The 12,320-nt window shown below is 41.7% G+C and carries 11 protein-coding genes; 4 read left to right on the forward strand and 7 right to left on the reverse strand.

Annotation, left to right across the window (positions count from 1 at the left end; all coding sequences use genetic code 11):
- Positions 1-4 precede the first annotated feature (4 nt).
- Together FTU66_RS07095 and FTU66_RS07100 are read right to left on the reverse strand one after the other, a co-directional pair.
- The gene (locus tag FTU66_RS07095; RefSeq protein ID WP_104852739.1) at positions 5-580 is read right to left on the reverse strand and encodes a hypothetical protein; all 576 of its coding nucleotides are present in this window, start codon (positions 578-580) and stop codon (positions 5-7) included.
- A gap of 45 nt (positions 581-625) precedes the next feature.
- Positions 626-1,165 (reverse strand): DUF924 family protein, encoded by a 540-nt coding sequence (locus FTU66_RS07100; protein ID WP_096901505.1) that lies wholly within the window; start codon positions 1,163-1,165, stop codon positions 626-628.
- Between the two features lie 318 nt (positions 1,166-1,483).
- Between FTU66_RS07100 and gshA the strand changes: the two genes are divergently transcribed.
- Together gshA and FTU66_RS07110 are read left to right on the forward strand one after the other, a co-directional pair.
- Positions 1,484-3,061 (forward strand): glutamate--cysteine ligase, encoded by a 1,578-nt coding sequence (gshA, locus tag FTU66_RS07105; RefSeq protein WP_180112537.1) that lies wholly within the window; start codon positions 1,484-1,486, stop codon positions 3,059-3,061.
- A gap of 18 nt (positions 3,062-3,079) precedes the next feature.
- Positions 3,080-3,613 carry a disulfide bond formation protein B gene (locus FTU66_RS07110; RefSeq protein ID WP_131261221.1) on the forward strand — a complete coding sequence of 178 codons (534 nt, stop codon included), beginning with the start codon at positions 3,080-3,082 and terminating at the stop codon, positions 3,611-3,613.
- A gap of 137 nt (positions 3,614-3,750) precedes the next feature.
- On the opposite strand, the gene FTU66_RS07115 is transcribed toward FTU66_RS07110, so the two are convergent.
- Positions 3,751-5,082, reverse strand: coding sequence for an alpha/beta fold hydrolase (locus FTU66_RS07115; protein WP_178318907.1), 1,332 nt, complete (start codon positions 5,080-5,082; stop codon positions 3,751-3,753).
- 308 nt (positions 5,083-5,390) lie between these two features.
- On the opposite strand from FTU66_RS07115, the gene FTU66_RS07120 reads away from it, so the two are divergent.
- Positions 5,391-5,975: a YqiA/YcfP family alpha/beta fold hydrolase gene (locus FTU66_RS07120; protein WP_026438348.1), complete on the forward strand. Its 585-nt coding sequence runs from the start codon at positions 5,391-5,393 to the stop codon at positions 5,973-5,975.
- Between the two features lie 14 nt (positions 5,976-5,989).
- Positions 5,990-7,870, forward strand: a complete 1,881-nt coding sequence (gene parE / locus FTU66_RS07125) for a DNA topoisomerase IV subunit B (protein ID WP_004974183.1) — start codon at positions 5,990-5,992, stop codon at positions 7,868-7,870.
- Between the two features lie 76 nt (positions 7,871-7,946).
- On the opposite strand, the gene FTU66_RS07130 is transcribed toward parE, so the two are convergent.
- From FTU66_RS07130 to FTU66_RS07145, 4 genes are all read right to left on the reverse strand, one after another.
- Complete coding sequence (locus FTU66_RS07130) at positions 7,947-8,648, reverse strand: phospholipase D family protein (protein WP_004974184.1); 702 nt, start codon at positions 8,646-8,648, stop codon at positions 7,947-7,949.
- Between the two features lie 137 nt (positions 8,649-8,785).
- On the reverse strand, positions 8,786-10,201 hold the full coding sequence (locus FTU66_RS07135; RefSeq protein ID WP_180112538.1) for a DASS family sodium-coupled anion symporter: 1,416 nt from the start codon (positions 10,199-10,201) through the stop codon (positions 8,786-8,788).
- 176 nt (positions 10,202-10,377) lie between these two features.
- Positions 10,378-11,160, reverse strand: a complete 783-nt coding sequence (locus FTU66_RS07140; protein WP_004974188.1) for a sulfite exporter TauE/SafE family protein — start codon at positions 11,158-11,160, stop codon at positions 10,378-10,380.
- 172 nt (positions 11,161-11,332) lie between these two features.
- Positions 11,333-12,067 carry an outer membrane protein OmpK gene (locus FTU66_RS07145; protein WP_180112539.1) on the reverse strand — a complete coding sequence of 245 codons (735 nt, stop codon included), beginning with the start codon at positions 12,065-12,067 and terminating at the stop codon, positions 11,333-11,335.
- Positions 12,068-12,320 lie beyond the last annotated feature (253 nt).

The following is a 12,320-nucleotide window of genomic DNA, read 5'->3' on the forward strand; positions in this document are numbered from 1 at the left end:
CTCATTAGGGCGCGGCAGGGGCAGAGGTTGGTGGGGGTAATGGTTGTCCTGTGGGACTTAAACCATATTTTGCCCCCAGTGATTGTAAAATTAGGCTCGCATCAAAGGCATCTTCAGGTGCAGATTTTTGATCTTTAAAACACTGAATGGTGTAAGACACTTGAGTCGGATCGAGGGTCACCACTTGCGGCATATCATAGAATGGGTCAGGCCAGAATGGTGCGCGACGATGATAATATCCATACGGCGAATAGCTATACGGATAGTAACTTGGTGCAGGGTAAACCACGGCTTGTCTAGGTGGTTTCTGGCTACGGTTACTCGGATCATCTAAAACTTTAAAAAAGCGAAAACCGTGTTGCAGCGTGGTTTGTGCTGCTTTCACCAAAGTAATTTCTTCTGCAGTGCCAAAACTCATGTTATGACCCGCTAAAAAACTAATCCGATAGGTTTGCGCATTCAGTGGTGTGGTGCTGTATTGCCCCAACTGCTCAAAGCTGAGCGGTTTAGAGGATGTCGTGGCACAGCCTGTAAACAGCAAACTGCTGGCAAGGGCAAGACCGAGTAGGGAATATTTCATGTGAAAGCTCCTGTACACATCAACCAGCCAAGACAAGCTCGCCAGTTAGAAACTGCTATTGGGTTGGGTTAAAAACTCAAGTTCTTCTGCACTCGAAGGACGTCCCAACACCTGATTCCGATGTGGATAACGTCCAAAACGGTCAATAATCACTTTATGTTTCAGTTCATAGCCCAACACGGTGGGGTCATTCAAACTTTCAAACAACGTTAATGCGACTTCGTGAATACGTTTGGATTCACTGTGCATAAACGGCATATATAGAAAACGACGTTCGGTTGGGTTTAAGTCCTGATCCAATTTTAAGTGAATCATTTCTTGTGCCAACACCAAGGCCATTCCATCTTGGGCAAAGGCACGCGGGTCATTACGGTATAAATTACGTGATAATTGATCTAAAACAATGATTTCAGCCAAACGACCTGCGGGTGTTTCGCGCCATGTCCATAGTTCTCCTTGTGCCGCTTGTTGCAGTACATCGGTAAATTTTTCTGCAAGCACGGCATCAAACTCTGCGCTTTTGACAAACCAGTTCGGTTCCGCAGCAGGAGAAAACCAAAAATCTAAAAAATCCTGATAATTCATACGCTTTATTATTTACCTCTGTTCTTTTGATTATAAAATCACAAATTTAGCATGTCTTATAGTGCAACTTTGTGATAAAAAATTGCCAAATTAAAATTTATTGACGTTGACCACTTTATTAAATGTCAGCATGCCCCAAAATCATCATTTTGTTAGAAAAAACAGCCCAAGCGCATGTGCTGATGCCAAATCAAGTTATACTTGAACGGTAGCAATTTCATCTCAGATCATCTGCATGATAGAGAAAATTGCCACCGACCCAAAATCAGCCTGTGGTTTATGTCGTATTTGTAGTGTATTGGATTAAGCGAGAGTGTAATGAGTCAACCCGAACCAAATGCGCAAGATGTTCTACCAACATGGGTAGACGCTGCGTTGCTTCAAGGGATGTTGCGCGGGATTGAACGCGAAAGTCTGCGTATGCAAAGCGATGGCTTCTTGTCGCAGCAAGCACATCCTCAAGCCTTGGGTTCGGCACTCACACATCCGCATATTACTACGGACTATTCCGAAGCGTTGATGGAGTTCATTACTCCACCGCAAAGCAGCATTCAACACGCGCTTGATTATTTGCGAGATATTCATAGCGTGGTGCATCAACACTTAGGCGAAGGTGAAAAACTTTGGCCGCTGTCGATGCCGTGTATGCTCGATGAAACCGATGACGGTATTCCACTGGCGCAATATGGCAGCTCCAATATTGGGCGCTTTAAAACCTTGTATCGCCGTGGTTTAGGTGTGCGCTATGGTCGCCGTATGCAGACCATTTCAGGGGTGCATTATAATTTATCCTTCCCTGAACATTTATTTGCCGCCTTGCAACAACATGAAAGTGATGAGCAGCTCAAAGCACTGAGTTTGCAAGATTATCGTAGTCATCGTTATTTAGGTTTAATTCGTAACTTTATTCGTTTAACGCCATTGGTGATGTTTTTAGTCGGTGCGAGTCCATCGGTTTGTCAGTGTTTTATGACAGGGCGTGAACATCATTTGTTGCCGTTGTTAAGAGGCACGTTGTATTTACCGTATGCGACTGCGTTGCGTATGGGTAACTTTGGCTATCAAAACTCGGCGCAAAAAAAACTTGGTATTCATTACAATGACTTAACAGGTTATTTAGATGGTTTGCAAAAAGCCGTGAAAACCCCGTACTTGCCATTTAGCCGCTTAGGTTTAGATGATGCTACGGGTGAGCCAATTCAAATTAATGACCATGTGCTGCAAATCGAAAATGAGTACTACAGTTTGGTGCGCCCAAAACAAGTACCACAAGAAGGTGAAACCCCATCTCAAGCACTTGCCAATCGTGGTATTGGTTATGTCGAATTACGTGCGGTAGATGTTAATCCGTATAGCCCAATTGGGATAGATGAACATACCGCAGGCTTTTTGGAAGTCTTAGCATTGTATTGTTTGTTGCAAGACAGCCCAGCCTTGTTAGATGCGGAACAAAGCATCATCGAAAAAAATCAGGCCGAAGTGGTCAATCGTGGGCGTGCGCCAAATGCGCACATTCAAGAGGGCGATGTTAAAACCCCAATTGAAGCGTGGGGACAGCAGTATGTCACCGCTATGCAACCTTTGGCTGCTTTACTCGACCAAAGTTATGCGACGCAGCTGTATTCTCAAGCTTTAGAACGCATGATGGCGCGTTTACATGAAGTCGATGAAACCCTGTCGGCACACATGATTGCCGATACTATTCGTCATGGTGGTACGTGGGGTTTTGGCAGTTATATGGCACAGCAACATGCACATGCGTATGAACAACATACGCTTCGTCCTGAAACACAAACATATTTTGATGAAATTGCAGTGCAATCTATTCAGCAACAACAACAACTTGAACAAGCACAAGGTCTGAGTTTTGCAGACTATGTCGCACAATATAGATAACAGTTCAGGGATTTAAACATGCAATTGAGTTATCGTCTGCTAAGTGGTGTTTTATTTTTAGCCAGTGTCATTGGGATGACATTTGCATTGTATTTGGAGCATGTGCAAGGTTTAGCGCCGTGTCCACTGTGCGTTTTTCAGCGGGTGGGCCTAATTGCATTGGGCTTGGTTTCACTGATTGCCTTTGTGCATAACCCTAAATCTAACGTGGTTAAGCGTATTTATGCGCTGTTCGGCAGTATTGGAATTTTATGGTCGGTGGGTGTGGCAGCACGTCATGTTTGGCTGCAAAACTTACCGCCCGATCAAGTGCCAAGCTGCGGTCCAGGGCTAGATTATTTGGTAGATGCCTTACCCATGAAAGCCGTATTGCAACAAGTACTGTCGGGTTCAGGTGAATGTGCTGTGATTGACTGGACGTTCTTAGGGCAGTCTTTACCTGTGTGGTCATTGCTGTTCTTTAGCGTGTTGGCGATCATTAGTTTATGGCAATTGCTGCGTAACTATCCTTTTGTGGCATCGACTACATTTGGCAAAGTGAAGAAAAAATAAATTCCGGGAGCCTACCCACTGAATTGATAAAAATGCGTCATCCATAAAATTGCGATGGCGCATTTTTTTTGTGTATCTGTTGATAATCTATCTACCAATCATCGTGTTGTAGCGTATTTTGAACTGCTTGGACTGTGTTAGGTGAGCGCAATGCCTTCTAAACTTGACCAATCGCCAATAAATTCATGAATTTGCTGCTCTGGTACTTCTTCATGCGCAGGATAAAACCATTTCACCAATTGCTCTGCCACACTTGGATGATATTGTAACTGAAAGTGGTTCAGACCATAGAACACAGCTTTGTGCGATTCAGGCAGTTTTAATTGAAACCGTGGGTTAGGATGTTCCCCCAAAGCACTTTTTATACTGACTAAATAATCGCCAATGACTTTGCGGGTCAGGTTCTGCTTTTTCTCAAACTCAATACTGCCTGCCACGAAATAAGCATTAATATGGGTCGGCAAAGGTGCGGGTTTGCGGTTGTCATCGACCTGTCCAATTCGTGCCTGATTATGTTCCCAGTCATCATCTCGCACACTGCCATAGCGCAAATCTAAAATGCCGTTGCTGCGAATATTGACCAAATGCCCGACAATTTTCACAATAGGAAAGCGACCTAATTTTTCCTGTAAATGGAAACCAAAACGCTCCAACACTGCTCCGTGATGTGGTGAGCCTAAACAGACCAGATTTTCGACCAAGTGAATCCAGTGCTGCAAATTTTGCTTACCGTAAAACAGCGCACTGCGCGACACCAAGCCACCCATGCTGTGCCCAATTAAATCAATACTGGTAATTTTAGGATGACGCTGAATTAAATCATCTAAGGTATTGGCAAGACTGCGGCCATTGGCAGAAATGCGACGCCCTGTATTGTAATTCAGATATAACATGGTGTTATGGTCACGTTGTGCCAGTAATTTTTCACCAAAACCACCAAATTGGTGTGTAGTCCAATCGAGGTGATTGCGGCATAAACCGTGCACAAAAATCACCACACGCCCAGACAAATCGCCTTGTTGGACTTCGCCATAATGGTCATAGAGCACCATAGGTAAGGCGAGCGGATTTTGCTGTTCGAGTAGATAATCTCCCAATACGCCATTCAGTACACCGACTAAAAAATGCAGGCTTGGTGTGAGTGCTTTGTCATGTAAGTTGGGAAATTGCGCAATAATTTGACGTAAACCTGGCGCAACAAAGTGATAGCCGTATTGTTGTAAGCTGTGAAAGGCAAACTTATACAGCTTTTGAAAAGTCGCGGTTTTTTGAAACTTTTGCGAGCGTTGTTCGCTCATGCCAAATACGCTGAGCAAAACTTCACGCTGAATGGTTTGAATCACTTCGCTCATCACGGCATTCAGGCGCGTGCTGACCAACTGTGCCAAGCCTTCTAAGATATCGGCCTGACTTGGAGGTGTACGGTCCCATCTACAATAGGTTTCATGCAGCGGTGTTAAACTTGGCATACTGTGTTGCCCCTTGTGTTCCCATATACCGAACGCTTTATTTTTACTTGGGTTCGCGGTATAAACTCAAGGGTCTGTTGGCATTTCATGAATTTACAGGACTGTAAATTTTTAGATGAATTGTCACCAAACCCGATACTTTTATTTTATCGTGTTCATCTTGAACTACTTGTAAAATACCGATGACTGCCAAGATGTTCGCATCTTTTTGTCTAACAATTGCATTTTTCCATGAAAATTAAATTAAAAACGCAAAATAAGTGCTGTATCAGCCAAAAATTGAATGGTGTTACTTAGAAATGTCACGCATGAATTTAATTTATTTACATGGTTTTCAGAGCAGTCCTTTGTCCATGAAAGGGCAGCTATTGTATGCCTATGTGCAGCAGCATCGCCCTGATATTCAGATGCATTTGCCCGATTTAAATGCTCCACCTTTAGCGGTTTTGGCAAACGTATCGGCATTGATTCGACGTTTGCCCAATGTGGCATTGGTGGGCAGCAGTCTAGGCGGCTTTTATGCGACACAACTGGTCGCACAGCATCATGTGCCTGCTGTTGTGATTAACCCTGCTATGCGACCATGGCAATTGTTTCAGGACTTGTTTGGCGATGTGCTGCCCTATGTGGTACATCCGAACTGGAGCTTAACTGCAGCGCAATTGGATGACTTAGCAGACATTGCGTTGCCAGTTGCGCAAGATGCAGACAAAATATTGGTGTTATTGCAACAAGGCGATGAAGTTTTGGATTATCGTGAAGCGCAGCGTTATTATAGTGCTGCCTCACCTTCGGCCATGATCATGACTGAAGCGCACGGCAATCATGCCATGGATGATTTTGCAGACAAAATTCCGATGTTACTGCAATTTTTATCGGATTCCCTAGCTTAAGGAAACAGTACAACGTGTCTCAATATACCGCTCAATCTCTTGAAGTTTTATCTGGTTTAGATCCAGTACGTCGTCGTCCGGGCATGTATACCGACACCACACGTCCAAACCATTTGGCGCAAGAAGTTATTGATAATGCGGTGGATGAAGCACTTGCAGGGCATGCCAATAAAATTACGGTAAAAGTCTATAAAGATGGCTCTTTGTCGGTAGAAGACAATGGCCGTGGTATGCCTGTCGATATTCACCCAGAATACGGGCAAAGCGGGATTGAAATTATTCTGACCAAGCTGCATGCAGGCGGTAAGTTCAGCACCGACAACTACCAATTTTCGGGCGGTTTGCACGGGGTCGGTATTTCTGTAGTGAATGCCTTGTCCAGTCGGGTTGAAGTGACCGTACAGCGTCAGGGCAACCTGTATAAAATGGCTTTTGATCAGGGCGAAGCTGCTGCACCTTTAGAAGTCTTGGAAGGCAAAGCCCCAAAACGTGCTTCGGGTACGTTGGTACATTTCTGGCCTGAAGCTAAATATTTCGATTCACCTAAATTTGCGCTAAAAGCCTTAAAACACAATTTAAAAGCCAAAGCGGTACTGGCTGCAGGTTTAGAAATTCATTACATTGATGAAATTAACGATGAAAAAATTGTCTGGCAGTTTGAAAATGGTCTAGTCGACTATTTGATGGATGAGCTGGAAGATCGAGAGATTGTACCTGCCCCTGCTTTTGTGGCGACAGGTGAGGCAGAGCGTGCCAGTGCAGAGTTTGCAATTTGCTGGAATGTAGAAGGCGGCGAGCAAATTCAAGAAAGTTATGTCAACTTGATTCCGACTGCGCAAGGCGGTACGCATGTCAATGGACTACGTTCTGGTGTGACCGATGCTTTACGTGAGTTCTGTGAATTACGCAATTTATTGCCGCGCAATTTAAAGCTATCTGCCGAAGATGTTTGGGATGGGGTTAACTACATTTTATCGTTAAAGTTCCAAGAGCCGCAGTTTTCTGGGCAGACCAAGGAGCGTTTATCGAGCCGTGAAGCGGCAAGCATTATGCAGAATATCGCCAAAGATGCCTTTGCCTTGTGGTTAAACCAAAATTCTGACATTGCCATGCAATTGGCAGAAATGGCAATTTCCAAAGCAGGTCGTCGTTTAAAAGCAGCGAAAAAAGTAGAACGTAAAAAAATCGTTTCAGGCCCAGCTTTGCCGGGTAAATTAGCCGACTGCGTGGGACAAACCCGTGAAGAATCGGAACTGTTTATTGTAGAAGGTGACTCTGCAGGTGGTTCTGCTAAGCAAGCGCGTGATAAAAACTTTCAGGCGATCATGCCAATTCGTGGAAAAATTTTAAATACGTGGGAAGTGTCTTCGGACGAGGTTTTGGGTTCGCAGGAGGTACACGATATTGCAATTGCGATTGGGGTTGACCCAGGTAGTGATGATTTATCTGAATTGCGTTACGGTAAGGTTTGTATTTTGGCCGATGCCGACTCAGATGGTTTACACATTGCCACTTTGCTGTGTGCTTTATTCGTGAAACATTTCCCAAGTTTGGTGGAAGATGGGCATTTATACGTCGCCATGCCGCCGTTATTCCGTATTGATGACGGTAAAGATGTGCATTATGCGCTGGATGAAGATGAGTTAGAAAACACGCTGAAAAAAGCCAAAACCAAAAATCCGCAAATTACCCGATTTAAAGGTTTGGGTGAAATGAATGCCAGTCAGTTACGTGAAACCACGATGGATCCAAATACACGCCGTTTGGTGCAACTCGATTTGGATGATAGTCATTTTACCGCAGGTTTATTGGATAAATTGCTGGCTAAAAAACGCTCTGCAGACCGTAAAGTGTGGTTAGAGCAAAAAGGTAATTTAGCCGATTTGGCGGTTTAAGCTGATTTAATTTAGAAAAAGCATCCATTATTTCAAAAAAGTAATGGATGCTTTTTATTGTAATTTTGATTGGTGTTTATAATTCAATATTTTCAGGCCATAAAAAATATCCACCATATTGACTGGTTTTAAATTCTGCACCTACGTCTTTGCCTTGTTGAGTGAGTATGTGCTTTCCAGCATCATTGATATTTAATAAGCCTTTTTCGGTAAAATGAGCCAACAATTCATTGGTTTTCATTTTATGTTTTGCTGCAAGTTTAGATGATGTTAATTTACCAACATTATTGTCATTGGTTTCTTCAACAGATTCATTTGTTGGTTCGGCTTTCACTTCATCTAAACTAATTCTAACTTCATCACTAATACGAATAATACGTTGCGCTTCTTCATAAGCATCTTTAAAGACATCTTGATCTTCATATTTGCGAATCAAAATGCCCATTTCGTTATTATTAATTTGGCTAAATTCATAAAGATTTAGACTAGAAATAATACATTCAGATTCATTGAGATAGCATTTAGCATGTAAGTTTTTACAAAAACTGAGCCGAACAAAATCAAGTTTTTGCATCCATTTTATTTCATCAGGATGTAAATCACTTTTTCCATAAACGATTCGAATATCAATTTTGAGTCGATCTTTATCTTCAAGTAACTCTTTAATACGGTCATTTAAACGTAAATATGGGCTAATTAAAATTAACCTTTCTTTGGCATTTTTTATCAGTTCTTCTAAGAAAAAATTGGTCGCGCTCGTATTTAAAAACTTAGCCATTTAACCCTCCTCATTGTGTCTAAATTATTATGTCCTGAGTATAGCGAATTTATTTAGGTAATGATTTGATGATTAAAAATATTCTAAAATTGAGGCGAAAAAAATGGAGCATCTTGTGCTCCATTTTTTATTGATCCTTAACTAAAGAACCAATATACAAATAATGAAATAATAAATACGCACATGACGTTCAACACCATGCCCACACTCATCATTTCACTTTGTTTAATTTGACCTGTACCAAATACAATCGCATTTGGTGGCGTTGCCACAGGTAACATAAAGGCACACGATGCACCAATACCAATAATCACCACTAAAATTTCTTTTGGAATACCCATTTGGTCTGCAATTGCAGCAAATACAGGAACCAATAACGCAGCAGACGCTGTATTACTGGTAAATTCAGTTAAGAAAATAATGAAGATGGTCACCGCAAAAATCACTACCAATGGCGAAGTATCACCAAAGGTATTGGCAAGGGTTTGACCCAATACCAAAGATGCGCCTGAATCTTTTAAGATCGCACTGAGGGTTAAACCACCACCGAACAGTAATAACACGCCCCAATCGGTATTTTCAGCTACTTGCTTCCAAGATGCAGTACCTAGCATGACTACCAAACATGCAGCAGCTAATGCAGTCCATGTATCGGGTTGGCTAATACCAAAGGTTTCGCTAAGTTTCTTGCCGAAAATCCACGCCACTGCAGTACATACGAATAAAATCATCGTTGCAACACTGGTTTTGGTCCAAGGAATTACTTCAGTTTCAAAATGAATTTTTTGATTTAAATTTGGACGCAATACCAAATATAAGCTGACCAACATTGCTGGTAGCAAAATCAGCATCATTGGTAAACCAATTTTCATCCAGTCAGCAAAGTCATAGTCTAACGCTTTGGCTGCAATAGCGTTTGGTGGCGAACCTACCAACGTACCCAAACCACCTAAACTGGCAGAGTAGGCAATCCCCAATAAAATGAAAACGAAGGTTTTACGCTCTTTAGTGGCATCGAGGTGTGATAACAAACCCAGCGCCAACGGTAACATCATCGCCGCCGTGGCTGTGTTGGAAATCCACATCGACAACGCAGCAGTGACAATAAAAATAGATAAAACCGAAATCCCCAAGTGACCGCCCGACATGGAAATAATCCACATCGCAATTTTACGATCCAGTTTCTGAATGTGCAGTGCAGTCGCTAAAGCAAAACCACCAAAGAACAGGAAAATAACAGGATCGGCAAAAGTCGCCAATGCCTTGCTGGTGCTAATTGGCTCAAGCACTTTGCTGGCATTTTCTACAGGCATGCCCAAAATTACGGCAAGCACCGGCACCAAAAGCGCGGTAATGGTAATGTGTACAGCTTCGGTGAGCCATAAAATACCAATAAAAAGCAACAGACTTAGACCCTTATTTGCATTTTCATCATAGGGCAAGACATTGTATAAACCGAAAGAGAGCAGGGCTGCAATTGCAACAATCACCCAGGTCTTGATCAGTTCTTTTCGCTTAATATTGGCTGGCACTTCTATATGGTTATTTTCCATAGAAGTTCACTCCGTCAAAAGGAATTAAAAGAAAAGAGGGAAGATTGGTCGATGCAAACGACCGAAGCAGTCTGAATAGACTGTTTTTTAAGCTGGTCTTAATTATAGGTGTAAATAATTATTTAAGCCAAAAAAAATCTAAATAATTTTCCATTTGTTATGTTTATTGGTCTGATTTATATCAATAAAGCAGGTGATGTTTGGATGATGAATAATCCTTGAGCAATCGCGTAAAGTGCCATAAAACCCAATAACGTAAATACAATCTGCTTAAATAATGTCTGGGAAATTTGTTTACGAATCAGACTGCCGATATACACCATCAGCATAGAGATGATGCAAATCAGGGCTAAAACTTTTAATTGTATGTGGCTAAACTGTTGAATGACTGGATATAAAACTGCCAATTGAATGAGTTTGGAAATAATAAAGTTTAAGTTGCTAATCACCACAATATCGGTTTTGCTGTGTTGAGTGCTGAGTAAATACATCATTAGAAATGGTGCCATGGCATTGGTCGCACCACCAATCACACCTGCCAGCAAACCAAAAATCAGCATATTTTTGAGTGAGGCAGAAATTTGCAAAGGACGTTGTCGAAATTGATCGGCCACGTACAATAAAATCAGTACGCCCATTGCCAATTTTAAATAACCTTCGTTCAGAATGAGCAGCAAACTGACGCCCAAATAGCTGCCAATCAGCGCACTGAAGATTAAACCCCAATATTTTTTGCAGTAGCCATATAAACTGCTGAATATAGATTGTGTGGCATCGCCCCGCAGCATGTAGATATTGAGAAGCAAACAGGGAATCAGAACCAAAGCAACCGCAGTACTGAGTGGATATAACATCGCCACCGCAGCCGTACTGAGCATAGGAAAACCAAAACCGCTCATGCCATGCAAAATTGCAGCAATCGCACAAAACAGCAGAATAATGAAATCGGTTTTTTGCATGTGGCCTTCACAGTGCTTTTTATTTGAAATTTAACTCAATGTAGCGGAGTTTTGCGCTAAGTACAAATGGGTTGCATGGTTATGAGCAAAGCATATTTATTGGAAACTATTTTAATGACCAATAAAAAAGCAAGACCGAAGTCTTGCTTTTTTGAACAGAGAAAAATACAGCTTAGAAATGGTATTTGACCAATGCGCTGACATCGTTTTGATCTACGCCTTTAATACCAAACTTGTTGTTCCAAACAGAGTGTTCGATACCGACATATAAACGTGTATTTGGCGAAATGTGTTTGCCTGCATTCCATTTATATTGTGTAGTCCAGTTGAGTTCGCTGGCATGGTCATCTTCTGCAGTAGACCAATCAAGGAAACCATCTACTAAAAAGTCTTCAGCACCGACTTTAAATGGAAGACCGTAAGCAAACGTCATTTGATAATCATCTTGAGAGATATCTTTATCATTATCTGCTTTGTAGAAGTTCAATTGCGCATATTTGAAATATGGAAGCTCAAGATCAAAACCAATACCGTATAGGTAATTGTTAAAGCCTTCGCCACCTTCCCAAGTGGTTGCAATTAAAACATCTTTAATTGGACCAAAGGCAAGTTTTTGACCAGAAACAGCGCCTAAGCTTAAGCGTGGTGATACTTCAAAGTAAGTGTCATTGCCATCTACATCATTGTTTGAACGGTCAGCAAAGGCAAAAAAATCACCATATTTAAAACCAGCAGCATATTCAGCAGTAATAGTGGTTTGCTCTAAATCATCAACCATGCCAACAGGATGAGCATAATTCTCACCATATAAACCTGTAATGCTAAAATCTTGCCAAACTGGCGCAGCTTGCGTAAAAGTTGCAGCAGTAGAGAGAGCGCATAGCGCAGCAATATGTGTAAATTTCATAAAATAAGACCCCAAGAAAAGCGTTTCAAGGATACAGATTCTTTAGCAAAAATAAAGCAAAATTCGATTATTGACGGGTCATTTTTGGGTGTTTTTTATCAGTTTTTGGGTTGAGTGTTTTTTAAACGATTTAAAACCAATGGTCAAAATGCAAAGGCGAATATTGCAGATGTAACTAAACCCTTTAAAAGCATCAAGTTTCTTATTGGCAATAGATTGAACAACATGGTGCTATCCAAATTGATCGCTTATT

The sequence above is a fragment of the Acinetobacter sp. YH12131 genome (assembly GCF_013418635.1).
GTDB lineage: Bacteria > Pseudomonadota > Gammaproteobacteria > Pseudomonadales > Moraxellaceae > Acinetobacter > Acinetobacter towneri.

Excerpts from the sequence above, each read along its gene's own strand:
- FTU66_RS07095 (WP_104852739.1), bottom strand. The coding sequence starts at position 580 with ATGAAATATTCCCTACTCGGTCTTGCCCTTGCCAGCAGTTTGCTGTTT.
- FTU66_RS07115 (WP_178318907.1), bottom strand. The coding sequence starts at position 5,082 with ATGCCAAGTTTAACACCGCTGCATGAAACCTATTGTAGATGGGACCGT.
- FTU66_RS07120 (WP_026438348.1), top strand. The coding sequence starts at position 5,391 with ATGAATTTAATTTATTTACATGGTTTTCAGAGCAGTCCTTTGTCCATG.
- FTU66_RS07140 (WP_004974188.1), bottom strand. The coding sequence starts at position 11,160 with ATGCAAAAAACCGATTTCATTATTCTGCTGTTTTGTGCGATTGCTGCA.
- FTU66_RS07110 (WP_131261221.1), top strand. The coding sequence starts at position 3,080 with ATGCAATTGAGTTATCGTCTGCTAAGTGGTGTTTTATTTTTAGCCAGT.
- gshA (WP_180112537.1), top strand. The coding sequence starts at position 1,484 with ATGAGTCAACCCGAACCAAATGCGCAAGATGTTCTACCAACATGGGTA.
- FTU66_RS07135 (WP_180112538.1), bottom strand. The coding sequence starts at position 10,201 with ATGGAAAATAACCATATAGAAGTGCCAGCCAATATTAAGCGAAAAGAA.
- FTU66_RS07130 (WP_004974184.1), bottom strand. The coding sequence starts at position 8,648 with ATGGCTAAGTTTTTAAATACGAGCGCGACCAATTTTTTCTTAGAAGAA.
- FTU66_RS07100 (WP_096901505.1), bottom strand. The coding sequence starts at position 1,165 with ATGAATTATCAGGATTTTTTAGATTTTTGGTTTTCTCCTGCTGCGGAA.
- FTU66_RS07145 (WP_180112539.1), bottom strand. The coding sequence starts at position 12,067 with ATGAAATTTACACATATTGCTGCGCTATGCGCTCTCTCTACTGCTGCA.